This window comes from Intrasporangium mesophilum, assembly GCF_054783095.1.
Genome location: NZ_BAAGRF010000013.1, coordinates 88088 through 104505 on the forward strand (window position 1 = coordinate 88088; position 16418 = coordinate 104505).

Sequence of the window (16418 nt, forward strand, 5' to 3'; positions counted from 1 at the left end):
CCAAAGGAGCCCATCGTGAGCAATCTTGCCGACATCGGAGTAACCGGCCTCGCCGTCATGGGCAGCAACCTGGCCCGCAATCTCGCCCGTCATGGCCACGCCGTCGCGCTGCACAACCGCTCGCCCGAGCGGACCCGCGTGCTCGTCGAGCAGCACGGCTCGGAAGGCACGTTCCTGCCGTCGGAGGCGACCAAGGACTTCGTCGCCTCGCTCGCGCGCCCCCGGCGGATCATCATCATGGTCAAGGCCGGCGGTCCGACCGACGCCGTGATCGACGAGCTCGTCCCGCTGCTCGAGGAGGGCGACATCGTCGTCGACGGTGGCAACGCGCACTTCGAGGACACCCGGCGCCGCGAGGCCGCGCTGCGTGAGCACGGCCTGCACTTCGTAGGCACCGGCATCTCCGGTGGGGAGGTCGGGGCGCTCGAGGGGCCCTCCATCATGCCGGGCGGCTCGAAGGAGTCGTATGCCGCGCTGGGGCCGATCCTCGAGTCGATCGCCGCGCAGGTCGACGGCGAGCCCTGTTGCGCCTGGATGGGGCCGGACGGTGCGGGGCACTTCGTCAAGATGGTGCACAACGGCATCGAGTACGCCGACATGCAGTTCATCGCCGAGGCCTACGACGTGCTGTCGGCCGCCGGTCTCACGGCAGCCGAGGTCGCCGACGTGTTCCGCGAGTGGAACACCGGCGAGCTCGACTCCTTCCTCGTCGAGATCACCGCGGACGTGCTCTCCCAGGTCGACGCGGCCACCGGACGACCCCTCGTCGAGGTCATCGTCGACGCCGCCGAGCAGAAGGGCACCGGGCGCTGGACCGTCCAGACCGCCCTGGAGCTCGGCGTGCCCGTCTCGGTGATCGCGGAGTCGGTCTTCGCACGGTCGGCGTCCGGTGACACGGCCGTGCGCGACGCTGCTCGCGGGGTGCTCACCGGGCCGGATCGCCTTGTCCCCGTGACAGATCGGCAGCGGCTGGTCGACGACGTCCGCGACGCACTGTGGTCCTCGAAGGTCGTCGCGTACGCCCAGGGGCTCGAGCAGATCCGCAAAGCGAGCGAGGAGTACGACTGGGGCGTCGACATCGCCACGGTCGCTCGCATCTGGCGCGGCGGCTGCATCATCCGGGCTCGCCTGCTCGCGCAGATCAGCGACGAGTACGCCGCCGGTGGTCTCCGCACGCTCCTCGTCGCACCGAGCATCGCCGCGGGCCTGGCAGGCCGTCAGGACGCCTGGCGCCGCGTCATCGGGCTCGCGACGGCGGCGGGCGTGCCGGTGCCCGGATTCTCCAGCGCGCTCGGCTACTACGACACCGTGCGAGCCGCGCGGCTGCCCGCCGCCCTCGTCCAAGGTCTGCGCGACAACTTCGGCGCGCACACCTACGGCCGCGTCGACCGCCCCGGTGCCTTCCACACGCTGTGGTCGGGTGACCGAAGCGAGGTCGAGGCGTAAGGATGGGGAGATGACCACTCCCGCGCGTGGGCCCCAGAGTGTCAGTGCCGACCTGCCCGAACCTCTGGGCTCGCTCGCCGAGCAGGTGACCGACTCCATCCGTCGCCGTATGCCGCCCGGCTCGGCCGAGCGGCTCGGCGTCGCCTTCTCCGGTGGCGTCGACTCGAGCCTCCTGCTCGCGCTCGCGCTCCGGGCTCTCGGCGCCAGCCGGGTCGTCGCCGTGCTCGGGGTCTCCCCGAGCCTGGCGGCCGACGAACGGCGCGGGGCGCACGACGTGGCTGCCCACCTCGGCGTCCCGCTCGTGGAGGTGGCGACCCACGAAGGGGACAACCCGGCATACCGCCGCAACGGCCCCGACCGCTGCTTCCACTGCAAGGACGAGCTCTTCACCCGGATCTCGGACGAGGTCGCCGAGCGGCACGATCTGTCCGTCCTCGCCTACGGCGAAAACGCCGACGACGCGCGACGGCCGGACCGGCCGGGCTCACGGGCTGCGACGAACCACGCGGTGCTTCGACCGCTCGCCGACGCGGGCCTCACCAAGAGTGACGTGCGCTCGCTCGCCCGCGCCCTCGGGCTGCCCAACGCCGACAAGCCGGCCGCGCCCTGCCTCGCGTCGCGGATCCCGCACTTCACCGAGGTCGATCCTGTGCGGCTTGCGCAGGTCGAGGCGGCCGAGCACGCGCTGCGCGGGCTGGGGTTCGCGGACAGCAGGGTCCGGCACCACGGCGACGTGGCCCGGGTCGAGCTGGACCCGGACGACCTGCCCCGCGCGGTGTCGCCCGAAGTTCGCGGACGACTGGTCGCGGACGTCAAGGCGGCCGGCTTCCGCTTCGTCGCCCTCGACCTCGCCGGCGTGCAGTCCGGCGCCTTCACGCTCCCGCTGGTCGGGACGACCCATGGCCGATGAGCCGGGCACCCAACTCGACGGGGTCGCCGAGCTGGACCTCGAGCGCGGCGCTCGACGGGGCTATCCAGAGGCTGTCTATTGCGAGGGCAAGACGGCCGATCAGGTGCGGGCCATCGCGCGACGCCTTCGAGCCGCGCACGCGGCCGGCGAGACTTCGGGGACAGTGCTTTTCACCCGCGCGTCCGCCGAGCACGCGGCTGCGGTCGTCGAGGTTTTCGCCGAGGCCGCCTACGACGAGACTGCGAGACTGGTTGTCTGGCCTGCCGAACCGCCTTCTCCCACAGGCGAGCTCGTGGTCGTCCTCTGTGCCGGGACGTCGGACCTACCGGTCGCCCGGGAGGCCATGCTCACGGCGCGCCACCTCGGGCGCCCTGTCGAGCTCGTCGTCGACATCGGCGTCGCCGGGATCCACCGCGTCCTGGCGCGGCGTGAGCTGATCGACCGGGCCGGGGCCCTCGTCGTCGTGGCTGGCATGGACGGTGCTCTCGCGAGCGTCGTCGCCGGTCTCGCGAGCGCCCCGGTCGTCGCGGTTCCCACGTCCGTCGGCTACGGCGCGGCCTTCGGCGGGATCGCCCCGCTGCTGACGATGCTCAATGCGTGCGCACCGGGCGTCGGTGTGGTCAACATCGACAACGGGTACGGCGGCGGGCATCTCGCGGCGCAGATCGCGGCCCCCCGCGACCAAGCGCGCCGCTGAGCGCGCGCCCCGTGCCGTCGAGTGAGCGCCCCGTCCCACGCGTCACAGCGCAACGGCCCCACCCGCCTGTTACCGGTGGGAACGCGCGCCCACTCGACCGGGGTCTCCGGGGTTGACGGGCAGGCGGTCTGTGCCGCCGGGGCCGCGCCCCTCTTGCCGTCGAGTGGGCGCCCCGTCCCACGCGTCACAGCGCAACGGACCCCACCCGCCTGCTACCGGTGGGAACAGGCGCCCACTCGACCGGGGTCTCCGGGGTTGACGGGCAGGCGGTCTGTGCCGCCGGGGCCGCGCCCCCTTGCCGTCGAGTGGGCGCCCCGTCCCACGCGTCACAGCGCAACGGACCCCACCCGCCTGCTACCGGTGGGAACAGGCGCCCACTCGACCGGGGTCTCCGGGCTTGACGGGCTGGCGGTCTGTGCCGCCGGGGCCGCGCCCCCTTGCGTCGAGTGGGCGCCCCGTCCCACCAGCCACGCTGGCCGGGAACGGGCCTCAGGGCGTGGGCGCTCCCGGCTCGAGGCCGGCGGCCGCGGCCGCCGCAATCGCGCCCTCCAGCACTTCCCGCACCGGTCGTCCGGTCGCCGACGCCGCGGCCTCGACATCACGGAACTCCGGTGTGACGTGGACGATCCGACCGCTGCGGTGCGCCACCTTGACGCGGACGTCCTGGCCGCCGACGGAGACCGTCACCCATGAGCGGGGCAGGGCCCAGCGGCATACGGCCAGCTCACGGACGCCGATGGTGCTCGTGTGCTCAAACATGAGGTCACGCAGGGCAGGCATGTCCTCGGGTCGCGCGAGGACGCTGAGCGTGTGGGCGGGTCGGCCCTTCTTCATGACTATGGGGGTGAGCCACACATCGGCCGCCCCGGCGTCGATGAGAACGTCGACGACCGAGGGCCAGACGCGCGGGTCGAGGTCGTCGACGTTCGACTCGATGACGACGAGAGCCTCCTCGAGCAGGTCGTCGCCGTCCTGCTCCTCGCCGGCCGAGGTCTGCGCGCTCGGCGATCCCAGCGCATCGGCCCGCGCGCCCACGACCACGCGCACGACGTTGGCCCTCTCGGGCACGTCCTTGGTGCCGGCACCGACGCCGACCGCCTCGACCCGCAGCGCAGGAAGCGGGCCCTGGCTCCCGGCGAGGCTGGTCACGAGCGCCATCCCCGTCGGCGTCGCCAGCTCGCCGTCCCCCACGGCGGCGACCTCCCAGCCCGCCGCCAAGCTCAGGACGGCAGGGACGGGGACAGGAAGTATGCCGTGCGCCGCGCCGACTGTCCCTGATCCCAAGGCGATTCGGCTGACGACGATGTCGTCGATGTCCATGTGGTCGACTGCCGCACAGACCCCCACCACGTCGCCGATCGAGTCCCACGCGCCGACCTCGTGGAAGTGGACGTCGTCCTCGGCCACACCGTGCGCACGTGCCTCGACCTGCGCCAGCGCCGTGAACACCCGGATGGCGCGGTCGCGGACGCGGGCCCGTAGGTCGGAGACTTCGAGGCGCGCCCTGATCTCCGCCCAGCGCCCGTGATGATGCAGGTGGCGGCGATCTGAGTCCCGCAGCGTGACGTCGACCTTCGTCGCACGGAGGCCGGCCCGAAGGACCGAGCCGGCAGTGATCTCAACGGTATCGGGCAGGACGGCCTCGACAGCCGCGACGACCACCTCGAGCGGCACGCCAGCATCGACGAGTGCGCCGAGGAGCATGTCCCCCGCGACTCCCGCCGAGGCATCGACCCAGAGGACGCGGGCGCCTGCAGGCGCGCGGCGGGTCGGCTCCTGCGGCATACGGGAAGCCTACGCGGCTCGCTCACGCCGTGGCCTGCGCTGGGCTCGGCTGCCTCGCGGTCCGCCGCGCCGCGCCCTGAACCCGACGCATGTCGATTTTGGAGGCGCTTGTTCGTCAAGGTGTTGCGAGCTCACGATCCGGTGGCCCGCGAACCAAGGAGGTCATCATGAGTCACCCCATCGTGCACGCCGAGATCCGCTCCAGCGACCCAGACGCAACCCGAGCGTTCTTCGGTGAGCTCTTCGGCTGGACCTACCCCACCGAAGGAGCCTTTCCCGGCTACACCTTCGTCGAGACCGGTGTCCCTGGTGCGCTGTACACCGCGATCAGCCCACTTCAGGGCGACAGCGACCTGGTCACGTTCTTCGTCGGCGTCGAGGACATGTCCGATGCGATCACGAACACGACGCGGCTCGGCGGCCGCGTTGTGCAGGAGCCCGTCACCGTCCCGGGAGTGTCGTTCGCGCTCATTGCCGACCCGCAGGGTCACGTGGTGGGCCTGGCCCAGCAGCTCTGAGGTGTGCCGTCGTGGATGGCGCTTCCCGGTGGCATAGTGGGAAGGAGCGGCCTGGCGGTGGCCAGTGACGTCTCGGCCTGTGTTCGGCCCGGCGCGTCGGCCGGACTGGGAGAAGGCGGACCGATATGCCAGGGCATGAGACACAATGGTCCGAGTCGGAGTGGCTCACCGTGCGTCAGGGTGGAGTGTGGATCCTCAGCGCTCTGGTGGGCCGCACGAGATTCGACGACGACGAGCGGAACGCCTTCTGGGACTGCGTGTCCGACTGCGCGTTGAGAGCTGAGGGTCTGAGCAGGCGGATCCTGGAGGCTATGGCGTCAGATCGCAGATGGCTCCTCGATGAGTTCTACCTCGATGGCCGACCGACCGCGTCGGGGCTCATCGCCGTGGTCGGGCTGCTCGACCGGGCCGGTCCGCATGACGCCGAGCGGGCCCGGTCGACGTTGCTCGAGCTCGGGCAGGCGTTCGCGCGGGCGCGGGGACCGTTCGGTCGACGGATGAGCACCGAGGACGAGCAGACCCTGCTCATCGTCGAACAGCTGCTGATGTCGGAATCGGCGACGCGCGAGCACAATCCGCTCAACTCAGACCTGCCGATCTAGCCACACACGTCAGCCCACCCCTACTTCCCATCCGACCGTGGAGGACATCGCCCTAGAGTCGTTGGGGTGAGCGAGCTCCCTGTTCTCGATCCCACGGACCAGCGCGTCCTGGGCAGTCTCCTGGAGAAGCAAGCCACCGTGCCGGCCTCGTATCCCCTGACCGCCAACGCGCTGCGCGCCGCATGCAACCAGACCAGCAACCGAGAGCCCGTCGTCGACCTCGACGAGGAGACGGTCGAGCGGACGGCGCGCGACCTCAGGGAGCGAGGGCTGGTCCGCGTCGTGTGGTCCGACACGGGCCGCCGGACGCTCAAGTACCACCAGATCCTCGACGAGCAGCTCGGACTCGAGCCGGACGAACGAGCCATCCTCACAGTGCTCCTGCTGCGCGGCGCCCAAGCGCCCGGTGAGCTGCGCACCCGCACCGAACGGCTGCACACCTTCGCTGACCGGGGCGAGGTCGAGGAGTCCCTTCGCAGGATGGCGGCCCGTTCCGAACCCCTCGTGCAGGAGCTCGACCGCCGACCTGGGCAGAAGGACCGGCGCTGGGTCCATCTTCTCGGGCCGGTCCCGGACCACGCCGAGGCCGCCCCGGCGGCCACCGTCGACCGCGAGACAGTGCTGGTCGACGGCGCCGACGCGCGCGACGCGCGCGTCCGGACGTCGTACGACGCCGTTGCCGCCACGTATGCCGACCGGCTCGTCGACGAGCTGCGTGGACTGCCGTTCGAGCGCTGGTTGCTGGACCGCGTGATCGCCCACGCGGACGGGCGGCCCGTGGTGGAGGTCGGCGCAGGCCCGGGACACGTGACGGCATACCTGGGCGACGGTGGAGCCGACGCCGTGGGGATCGACCTTTCGCCGGTCATGGTTGCCGAGGCGCGCCGGCGTTTCCCCGGACGGAGCTTCGAGATCGGCGACCTTCGGCGCCTGATCCGCCCCGCAACGAGTGCCGGGTGGGCGGCAGTGCTGGGCTGGTACTCCCTCATCCACCTGGCACCTTCCGAGCTCCCGGACGCGGTCGGCGCCCTGGTGCGCCCGCTGGCCCCGGATGGATGGCTGGTGCTGGGCATGCATGCGGGCGCTGACGTCCGCCATCTCGACGACTGGTTCGGTCACGAGGTCCAGCTCGACTTTGTGCTGCACGAGCCCGCATTCGTGGTCCGTGTAGCCGAGAGCGCCGGGCTCGTCGACGTCGAGTGGTACGTCCGTGGGCCCATCCCAGACCGTGGTGAGACGACCCAGCGGCTGTACGTCATCGGCCGCCGGCCGGCCTAGCCGAACGGCATACCCGACCGGTGTTCTGTCACGCGGTCGCGCGGAGCTCTCGGACCGTCGACGGGGAGCTCAGCGACAATGGCGATCGCTACATCCCTCCACCGCTACATCCCTCCACCGCTACATCCCTCCACCGCCCTGGGCGAGCCCGGCGAGCTGCTCCTGGGCCCAGGTGATGCCCTCGATCCATGACCGGCGGACGGTTGGCGCCGGGTGCGGGTCCGGACCGCCGTGGCCTTCCGGGCCGAGTCCGTTGAAGCCTTCCTCCTGCGCCTTGAGCTGATAGGCCACGAGGCCGTTGTGCGGGCATCCATTGAGGACCCCGTGCGCATGTGGGCTGTGTTCGAACGCGCCGCTGTTTCGCCGCCAGGACGCCGGCGCTCCCATCTCGCGGAAGAGCTCGACCCACTCGTCGCTGTCCTGCCGCACGTCGAAGGCGCCACCTCGGCGGTGGGTTCCCGCAGCCGCTTGCGCATCACCGGTCAGCTGGATGATGTCGAGGTTGTGCTGGATGAGGCCCCTGGCCAGCCCGAGCTCCTCGGCGAACGGGAGCCACGCGGCCAAGCAGATGCACGCGGTGAAAGTCCCAGACGCGTGCTGGAATGTCGTGAAGCCGATGTCCGTCGGCTTGGCAAGATTGTTCTCGGCCATCTGTCCCCTCCCCGGGAGTGTGCCTGAGGAGCGCCTTGACGCGAGCTGGCCGGTTGCGAGCCCGCCCGGCGCCACCTCGAGTCTCCCAGCGTCGAGGCCGGACGCGGGCAAGATCGGTGAAAGGCATCCGAGCGGCGGGAGGCATGGAAAGTGGAACATCAGGGGCCGCGTGATGCCGGGCGTCGCGTCATGAGGCCGCGACCGACCCCAGGCCAGCTCGCATGGCAACGCGCCGGCTTCGGGCTCTTCTTCCATTTCGGGATCAACACGTTCAACGGCGTCGAGTGGAGCGACGGGACACTCCACCCGGACACCTTCCAGCCGTCCGACTACGACGCACACCAGTGGGTCGAGACCGCGGCCAGGGCGGGAGCGCGCTATGCCGTCCTGACGGCCAAGCACCACGACGGCTTCTGCCTGTGGCCGACGGCCACCACGGCATACTCCGTCGCCTCGTCGTCCTGGCGCGGTGGGCGAGGGGACGTGGTGCGCGACTTCACCGAGGCCTGCCGCGCGGCCGGGCTCGGGGCTGGTCTCTACCTGTCCCCATGGGATCGAAACGCGGCATGCTATGCCGACCCGACGGCATACGACGCCTTCTACGCGACCCAGCTGACCGAGCTGTGCACGCGTTACGGCGATCTCGTCGAGCTGTGGTTCGACGGCGCCGGCTCAGAGGGGCGCAGCTACGACTGGGACCGGTTCATGGACATCGTGGATCGGCATCAGCCCGGGGCGATGGTCTTCAACCTCGGACGCCCGACCATCCGCTGGATCGGCAACGAGGACGGTCTCGCAAGCGACCCATGCAGCTATGTCACCCGGGCCACGACGCGCAGCATCTACGCCACGGACGAGGACGCCCTGACGGACGAGATCTACCTGCCGCCGGAGTGCGACGTGCCCATCCGTGCCAACTGGTTCTGGCAGCCCGACGACCTCGCGACCCTCAAGAGCGGCGAACACCTCCTGGCGATCTGGTACCGCTCCGTCGGGCTGGGAGCGGGCCTGCTGCTCAACGTCCCTCCCGACCGCCGTGGACAGCTCGACGCGGCAGACTGCGAGCGGCTGCTGGCGACCTCGACCGAGCTGCGACGCCGCTTCGGCACGCCCTTTCCGGCGACCCCGCACTCATTCCCGGGCGGAACTCGCCTCACCTGGGCGCGGGAGACGACGATTGACCACCTGGACCTCGCAGAGGACCTGGTCGACGGCCAGCTCATCGGCCGACACGAGGTGCTGCTGGGCGAGCGTGTCGTCGCCCGGGGAGAGTCGGTCGGGGTGCGGCGTGTCCACGCCTTCCCTGCCGTGACGGCGCGCGAGCTGGTCGTCCGGCACCACCGTGGACGGCTCGAACGCGCCGACGGCCACCGCACCGGCCACGAAGCGCCGCCGATGCTCTAGACACGACATGACACGACCCACACGACCTGACACGACCCGACCGACACGACCGCGCCGTATGCCGGGTGGCCGGCATAGGCCGGCAACACACCGAGCAGTCGCAAGCTGAACACGGTTACAACCGGCAGGAGTTGCGATAACCGGGTGTGTTGCGGTCGGAGTCCATACCGGCTGAGCGGGGTCGGTCCGGTGGCGGATTGTCGCGGAGCGTCGTTCGCGGGAGGCTTGGTGCAACCGATCAGCTCGGCAGGTGCCATGATCCACGCTTCCGACCTCGCGTCCACGTGTCGCCGCCTGGAGCCGGCGATCACGCTGACTCGCGTGTTGAGGCTGAAGAGACAGGGCACCGAGTTCTTCCTGAAGGCCGAACACGAGCAGGTGTGTGGGTCGTTCAAGTCCCGGGGGGCATGGAACGCGGTCCTGTGTCTTGATCCCCGCGCCATGCGCAGCGGCGTCGTGGCGGCGTCGTCGGGCAACCACGGCTACGCGCTGGCAACGGCAGCGGCCGCAGTCGGCACGAGTGCCGTCGTCGTTCTCCCCGACGACTGCCCGATGGGAAAGCGAACGGCGATCGCCGACGCCGGGGCCCGGATCGTTGAGTACGACCCTCAGACTGAGGACCGCGACGAGGTCGTCGCCCGGGTGGCGCGTCAGGAAGCGCGGACCGTCGTGCGGTCCGCGGATGACATGCGTGTCGTCTGCGGTGCGGCAACCGTCGCGAGCGAGCTGTTCGAGCAGGCGGGCGGGCTCGACGTCATCGTGGTCCCTGTCGGGGGTGGCGGTCTCGCGGCCGGAACTGGCATCGCCGCCCACCTCCTGTGCCCCGGCTGCCGTGTGGTGGGTGTCGAACCGCGCACCGGCGACGACACTCGCCGGTCGATGATCCGCGGTTCGCGAGTGCGGATCCCTGTGCCGACAACGATCGCCGACGGGCTGCGGCACCGCACGCCGGGAGAGCTGACCTTTCCCATCGTGCGTCGGCTCGTGGACCGCATCATCGTCGTCGAGGACGCCGAGATCCTCGCTGCGATGCGCCTGCTTCACGACCGATTTGGCGTCCACGCCGAACCGAGTGGTGCGGTCGCCCTGGCCGGCGCCCTGTCCGAGCGGCTCGGCGAACCGGCGAACAGCCGGGTCGGTGTCGTGGTGTCCGGGGGAAGCATCACCGACGACGAGTGGGATCGGCTGCTGGGGGCACCGCAGTGAACGAGCAGACCCTCCTGCACGAGCTGTTCGAGCACGCGGCGAGCGCCCACCCCGACGACGAGGCCGTGATCTGTGGTGACCGGCGGCTGCGCTACGCAACGCTGAACGAGAGTGCGGAACGCCTGGCTCGACGGCTGCGGGAGCTCATCGCGGGCCCTGAGCCGGTCGTTGCGGTCCTGCTCCCTCGCGGCGTCGATCTCGTCGTCGCGATGATCGCGGTGTGGAAGGCCGGCGGTGTCTACCTGCCTGTCGACCCGGCCCTACCACGTGCGCGCCGCGAGCTCATGGTGCGCGAGGCAGGTGCCCTCGTGGTGGTGCACAGCAGGAAGGACCAGCTCCACGTCCGGCGGCACGACGCTGCGGCCGACGGGCTCATCGGCTCACGAGACATGCACGCAGTTGTTGTGAGTGACGCGGTGGGTGATGCCCGGAACGCGTCCCGGCTGGCATACATCACGTACACGTCCGGATCGTCGGGGCGGCCCAAAGCGGTCGGGACGGAACACCGCAATGCCGTCTCATACCTGCGTGGGCTGATCGACGCGGGCTACCTGACGTCGGGCGATGTCGCCCTTCAGATGGCAGCGATGACCTTTGACGCCTCGATCCGCGACCTGTTCGGCCCGCTGACCGTCGGCGGCCGCAGCGTGATTCCACCGCTGGGCCAACAGTTCGTGACCTCGACGCTGCACGCGCTGATCGCTGGAGAGGGCGTGACGCTGCTCCCCAGCCTGGTGCCCGCCACTCTCCGGCTGCTGTGCGCGCAGCCGGGGCCGGACGAACACTGGGCTTCGACGGTTCGGTTGCTCATGGTGAGTGGCGAGCGCCTCCCCCCGGAGACCGTGTCTCGCGCGTTCCGCGTCTTCCCCTGCGCCGAGGTGGTGAACCACTACGGACCCACCGAGTGCACCATGACGAGCACGTTCCACCCGGTCGAGTCAGTTGACGGCGATCGGATTCCGGTGGGTATGCCGTTGCCTGCCACCGACATCCACGTGCTGGACCATGCGCTCCGCCCAGTGCGGTCAGGCCAGCCGGGCGAGGTCTGGATCGGCGGTGCTGGGGTCACTCGCGGCTATCTCAACCAGCCCTCGCTCACGGCGCGGAGCTTCATGCCCGACCCGTACAGCCCGACCCCGGGTGCGCGGATGTACCGCACGGGCGACCTTGGTCGCTGGGACGACGGTCGGCTGGATCTGCTGGGACGCGTCGACGAGCAGCTCAAGCTCCATGGGTTTCGGTTCGAGGCCGCCGAGCTTGACGGCATCCTGCTTGCTCACCCCGACGTCGCCGACGCAGCAGTCCGGCTGGTCGACCGGGGTCGCGCCTCACCATTGCTGGTGGCTTACGTCGTCGATCCTCCGGGGCGCCGAGTCTCGGACAGCCAGCTGATGTCCCACGTGCGCAATCACGTTCCGGAGCCCCTCGTCCCGCATCGCGTGGTCCGGCTCGCAGCACTCCCGCGCACGGTCACGGGAAAGCTGGATCGGGCCCGGCTTCCCGATCCTGAGCGAGTGTCCAGACACAGAGGAGCGGACTCCTCGAACGAGCTCGACACCGCCACTGACGCGCACGACATGCTCGTGTGCTGGAAGAAGGTCCTCGGCGCCCACGTCGGCATGGACGACGACTTCATCGACGTCGGGGGTGACTCGATCAGCGGCATGGCCCTCCTGGCTCGTGTTCACGAGCTGTGGGGTGTTCGGCTGACGCTCAGAGAGCTGTTCGCCGCGCCGACACCAGCGCTCCTGAGCGCCCGCGTGAGGGACCGATCGCCGGAGGGTGAGGCTCGCCCGGGGCCGCGCGCCGACCCGGGGCCGAGCGTCGACCCGGGGCCGAGCGTCGACCCGGGGCCGAGCGTCGACCCGGGGACGTCCACCACCGGCTCGGAGACCCGATCTCTGTCGTTCGCGGAAGAGCGCCTGTGGTTCTTCGAGCAGCTGCTGCCAGGCACACCGCTCAACACGATTCCCGTCGCTGTTCGCGTGCACGGCGACGTGCGTTTCGAGTCCCTCGTGGCAGCCACCTCCATCGTGATCTCCCGCCACGATGCACTTCGGACGCGCTACACCATGGACCAAGGGGTGCCGGGCGCGTGCCTCGATGTCCCCGGCGACATCGTCGAGCTCATCGAATCACCCAGCGAGGCCGACCTTTCACGGCAGCTACGGGCTCTCGCCGCGGAGCCGGTGCCGCTGGACCAGGTGCCGCTGATGCGTCTCGCCTGTCTTCGCCGCGGCGTCACAGAACACGTGCTCCTACTCCGCGTCCACCATCTCGTAGCGGATGCCTGGTCGGTGAACCTTTTCTGGGACGAGCTCAGCGAGGCCTACGACGCGGTGCCCCACGGCACCGGAATCCAGGGCCCACGTCCGCCGCCCGTGTCGACGGGAGCGGACTACGCGGCCCACGCGGCGCGGCAGCGGGCCGAGCTCTCGCCCGCGATCGTGGAGAGCCATCTCGCCTTCTGGCGCTCCGAGCTCGACGGTGCTCCTGCCCTCATCGCGCTGCCGTGCGACCGTCCCCGTCCATCCGTCCAGCGTCATTGCGGCGCGAAGCTCTACCGGACCTTCCCGACATCGCTGTCCCGCGACCTGGAGGAGCTCGCGCGGACGGGTTCGGCGAGCACGTTCATGGTGTTGCTGGCCGGCTGGGCGTCCCTGCTGGGCCGGTACACCGGCCAGGAGGACGTCGTCGTCGGTGTGCCGTCCTCGGGCCGGGAGTCGGTCGAGCACGAGAGGTCCTTCGGCCTCTACGTCAACATGCTGCCGGTGCGGATCCGCCTCACGGGTCGGCCCGGGTTCCGCGCGCTCGTCAGCCGGGTGCGCGACACTCTGCTGCGAGTTCTGGAGCACCGAGACCTGCCGTTCGAGAAGCTGGTGGAGTCTCTCCGCCCCGACCGCGAGCTCGCGTACAGCCCCATCTTCCAGGTGCTGGCTGACCTGCAGGCGCCTCGGATGCCGGCGTGGAGCGGGATGGTCGCCCAGCCAGAACGGGTCGACTCCGGCACCGCCCGTTTCGACGTGTCGGTGTCGTTCGCCCATCGAGGAAGCCACCTCGAGGCAGCGTTCACCTATGACACGGACCTGTTCGACCCGGCCACGATCGAGTCCTTGGCCGACGGCCTGGAGCTGCTCCTCACCGAGGCCTGCGCCGAGCCTGACACGCCTGTGGACGCCCTCCCTCTCGTGGGAGCCACCGAGCTCGCGGAGGTGACCGACGCGCAAGCACCGCCCGGCCGAGAAGGCACGCTCATCGCAGAGTTCGTGAAGGCGGCGGTGCAGCGTGCGGACGCCGTCGCGCTCACGAGCGGCGAACGTTCATGGACCTACCGTCAGCTGTTGGCAGCGGCAGCCGACCACGCTCTGGCGCTCAGGACGGCGGGTGTAATGCCAGGGTCCGTGGTCGCGGTCTGCTTGGAGCGGGGCCCGCATCTGGTCGCCGCGCTGCTCGGCGTTCACCTCGCCGGATGCGCCTACTCGCCGCTCGACCCCACGCAGCCGCCCGCCAGACTGTGCAACCTGGTCCGCGGCGTCGGCGCGGCCGCCCTCCTCACGGCCGACTCCGCGTGGGGCGTCCCGGACGGCATACCTGTGGTCGTCGTGGACGAGCGGCTTGACCCGTCGGCGGATGCGGCGCTGCCTGAGGTGGATGGCTGGGTCGACTCCCAGGATCTCGCCTACCTGATCCACACGTCCGGATCCACCGGGGAGCCCAAGTGTGTGGAGATCACGCAGGCTGCACTGTTCAACCTGCTCGCTGACGTGTTGGTGCGGCTGGCCGTCGCCCCTGACGATGTCCTCGTCGCGGTCACCACCGTGTCGTTCGACATCGCGGCCCTCGAGCTGTTCCTCCCGTTGCTGGCCGGTGCACGACTCGTGGTCTCTGATCGTGCGACGGCGCAGGATCCCATAGCGCTTGCCGAGCTCGTGCGGCGCCAGGGAGCCACGATCCTGCAGGCGACGCCGGCCACGTGGGAGGGTCTGGTGCTCCGTCCGGAGCTGCCGCACCTGAGAGTGGCCATGTGTGGGGGCGAGAAGCTGTCACGCAGCCTCGCCGAGCGACTGGTGCCCCTTGCCGACGATGTCTACAACCTCTACGGGCCCACTGAGACGACCATCTGGTCGACGATCTCACGCATCGGGCCCGAACCCGAGACGGTCGCCATCGGCCGCCCGCTCGCCGGCACCACCGTGGTCGTCCTCGACGAACGGCTCCAACCGGTTCCGCCAGGGGTGCATGGAGAGATCTATATCGCCGGCGCAGGAGTGGCTCGCGGCTACCGCGGGCGGCCGGGGCTCACGGCCCAGCGGTTTCTGCCTCTTCCCTTCGCCTCCGGTGACGGCGCGAATGGGGGCCGCCTGTATCGGACTGGAGACTGGGGGCGCCGACGTCGCGACGGGACCTTGGAATACCTTCGTCGCGTCGATCGTCAGCTCAAGGTCCGCGGGTTCCGCGTCGAGCCCGCCGAGGTCGAGGCAGCCCTGGCCGATCACCCCGCCGTGGGGCAAGCCCTGGTCGTGGGCCACGGAGAGCGCGCGCCGGACCGGCTCGTCGCCTACGTCGTCGCGGTCGCACCGATCGCTCCAGAAGAGCTACGGCGTCAGGTTTCCCGAGTGCTGCCCGGCTACCTCGTGCCGGAGACCATCATCGTGCTGGATGCTTTCCCGCTGACACCGAACGGCAAGGTCGACACGGCTGCGCTTCCCGAGCCGTCGGGCACCCGTCCATCGCTCGCGGCCGCCTTCGCTCCCGCGCGGACCGACGTCGAGCGCCGGCTTGCTGGCATCGTCGGCGACGTCCTGGGAGCCGGGCAGGTGGGCATCGACGACGACTTCTTCGATCTCGGGGGGCACAGCCTGCTCGCTGTTCGCGTGTCCGCTCGCGCGTCGGCAGACTTCGACTGCAATGTCACGCTGGAGCTGGTGTTCACCAACCCGACAGTGCGAGCGCTCGCGGCCCGCATCGAGGAGGCGGTGATCAACCAGCTCCTGACGGGTCCTTCGTGACGCCGGCGTTGCCAGCGGCGGTGCGGTCAGCTCGCATGCTCGCAGGCGTCAGGTCGGTCCACACCCGATCGACGTAGTCGGCACACTCGTCAGCAGTGCCGGTCATGCCGGTGTCGCGCCATCCCGCCGGCACGGCGGCGTCATGCGGCCACAGCGCATACTGCTCCTCGTCGTTGACCACCACGCGGCAGTTCGGCGCCTCCGGGTCACGCTCCCACCAGATCATCTTCTCTCCAGGTCAGCCATCGATGCTCAGAATCCACGTCACTTCGCCCGACGGCGGCACCACCGCTGCCTCACCGTCACGAGCCAACGACAGGGTCGGTGAGTAGCCGAGCATCGGCTCGAGGACGACCGAGCGATAGGGGTCGTCCGAGGGCCACCCGCCAAGGTTTCGCCACATCGCGATGCCGGCAGGCTGCTCCTCCACCCCGAGCGTCATGACGAGAACGTCGTCGCCATCCAGAACCGATACCGTCCGCAGCTCGGGCACGATGATCATGAGGGCGGTGCCGTCGTCATCGTCCAACCGGCTCAGGTCCGTGCCCCGAAAGCTGGGCCACGAGGCGTCCGATGTGCCGTGCTCGTCGTTGACCCACATATCGCGTCCGTTGGGGACAAGAAGCCGAGCGCCGCGAGCGAGGTCGATCGCTGCGTGTGCCGCCCAGACGAAACGCGCACCGGGCGGACCCTGCAACCGATAGCGCGCCGTGATCCCGGAGGCGCCGGCGTCGATGCTTCTGCGGAGGGTGAATGGGTCGGCCGAGACCATGAGCCCATCGCCTTCTGGGTGCCACCGCCGACACCACACATCCCCGTGGTCAGGACTCCCGCCGATCGTGGGGAGGCACTCCTCGAGACCACCCGCGTCCACGAACGGGTCTCCGGGACGAACAGTTCGCCGAGCCGGAA

General features: G+C 70.2%; 13 protein-coding genes. 9 read left to right on the forward strand and 4 right to left on the reverse strand.

The features are described from left to right. Positions 1 to 15: 15 nt before the first annotated feature. The 3 genes from gndA to larB are packed head-to-tail and all read left to right on the forward strand — an operon-like array spanning position 16 to position 3053. Positions 16 to 1446, forward strand: a complete 1431-nt coding sequence (gene gndA, locus ACYVLP_RS12000) for an NADP-dependent phosphogluconate dehydrogenase (protein ID WP_460627576.1) — start codon at positions 16 to 18, stop codon at positions 1444 to 1446. Positions 1447 to 1456: 10 nt separating this feature from the next. Then, the gene (gene larE / locus ACYVLP_RS12005; protein WP_460627577.1) at positions 1457 to 2356 is read left to right on the forward strand and encodes an ATP-dependent sacrificial sulfur transferase LarE; all 900 of its coding nucleotides are present in this window, start codon (positions 1457 to 1459) and stop codon (positions 2354 to 2356) included. Continuing rightward, on the forward strand, positions 2346 to 3053 hold the full coding sequence (gene larB, locus ACYVLP_RS12010) for a nickel pincer cofactor biosynthesis protein LarB (RefSeq protein WP_460627578.1): 708 nt from the start codon (positions 2346 to 2348) through the stop codon (positions 3051 to 3053). Before larE ends, larB begins: the two co-directional genes overlap by 11 nt. 489 nt (positions 3054 to 3542) lie before the next feature. Here the strand turns inward: larB and larC are convergent, their stop codons facing one another. After that, positions 3543 to 4838, reverse strand: a complete 1296-nt coding sequence (larC, locus tag ACYVLP_RS12015) for a nickel pincer cofactor biosynthesis protein LarC (protein WP_460627579.1) — start codon at positions 4836 to 4838, stop codon at positions 3543 to 3545. Between the two features lie 167 nt (positions 4839 to 5005). Here larC and ACYVLP_RS12020 point away from each other — a divergent pair, with 167 nt between their 5' ends. From ACYVLP_RS12020 to ACYVLP_RS12030, 3 genes are all read left to right on the forward strand, one after another. Then, on the forward strand, positions 5006 to 5356 hold the full coding sequence (locus ACYVLP_RS12020) for a VOC family protein (protein WP_460627580.1): 351 nt from the start codon (positions 5006 to 5008) through the stop codon (positions 5354 to 5356). A gap of 125 nt (positions 5357 to 5481) precedes the next feature. Further along, positions 5482 to 5958 (forward strand): hypothetical protein, encoded by a 477-nt coding sequence (locus ACYVLP_RS12025; protein ID WP_460627581.1) that lies wholly within the window; start codon positions 5482 to 5484, stop codon positions 5956 to 5958. A 66-nt stretch (positions 5959 to 6024) separates the two neighbouring features. Beyond that, a complete protein-coding gene (locus ACYVLP_RS12030; RefSeq protein WP_460627582.1) occupies positions 6025 to 7236 on the forward strand; it encodes a DUF480 domain-containing protein in 1212 nt (403 codons plus the stop codon). Between the two features lie 120 nt (positions 7237 to 7356). Here ACYVLP_RS12030 and ACYVLP_RS12035 read toward each other — a convergent pair whose 3' ends face one another. After that, entirely contained in the window at positions 7357 to 7887 is a 531-nt protein-coding gene (locus ACYVLP_RS12035) for a hypothetical protein (protein WP_460627583.1), read from the reverse strand. A 189-nt stretch (positions 7888 to 8076) separates the two neighbouring features. On the opposite strand from ACYVLP_RS12035, the gene ACYVLP_RS12040 reads away from it, so the two are divergent. The 3 genes from ACYVLP_RS12040 to ACYVLP_RS12050 all read left to right on the forward strand — a co-directional run bounded on the left by ACYVLP_RS12040 (position 8077) and on the right by ACYVLP_RS12050 (position 15506). After that, a complete protein-coding gene (locus tag ACYVLP_RS12040; RefSeq protein ID WP_460627584.1) occupies positions 8077 to 9291 on the forward strand; it encodes an alpha-L-fucosidase in 1215 nt (404 codons plus the stop codon). Positions 9292 to 9546: 255 nt separating this feature from the next. Next, on the forward strand, positions 9547 to 10497 hold the full coding sequence (locus ACYVLP_RS12045) for a pyridoxal-phosphate dependent enzyme (RefSeq protein WP_460627585.1): 951 nt from the start codon (positions 9547 to 9549) through the stop codon (positions 10495 to 10497). After that, a complete protein-coding gene (locus tag ACYVLP_RS12050; RefSeq protein WP_460627586.1) occupies positions 10494 to 15506 on the forward strand; it encodes an amino acid adenylation domain-containing protein in 5013 nt (1670 codons plus the stop codon). The genes ACYVLP_RS12045 and ACYVLP_RS12050 overlap by 4 nt, the downstream gene beginning before the upstream one ends. Here the strand turns inward: ACYVLP_RS12050 and ACYVLP_RS12055 are convergent. Together ACYVLP_RS12055 and ACYVLP_RS12060 are read right to left on the reverse strand one after the other, a co-directional pair. Further along, on the reverse strand, positions 15478 to 15732 hold the full coding sequence (locus ACYVLP_RS12055) for an MbtH family protein (protein WP_460627587.1): 255 nt from the start codon (positions 15730 to 15732) through the stop codon (positions 15478 to 15480). The genes ACYVLP_RS12050 and ACYVLP_RS12055 overlap by 29 nt on opposite strands. A gap of 12 nt (positions 15733 to 15744) precedes the next feature. Continuing rightward, positions 15745 to 16278: a hypothetical protein gene (locus ACYVLP_RS12060; protein WP_460627588.1), complete on the reverse strand. Its 534-nt coding sequence runs from the start codon at positions 16276 to 16278 to the stop codon at positions 15745 to 15747. Positions 16279 to 16418: the final 140 nt, after the last annotated feature.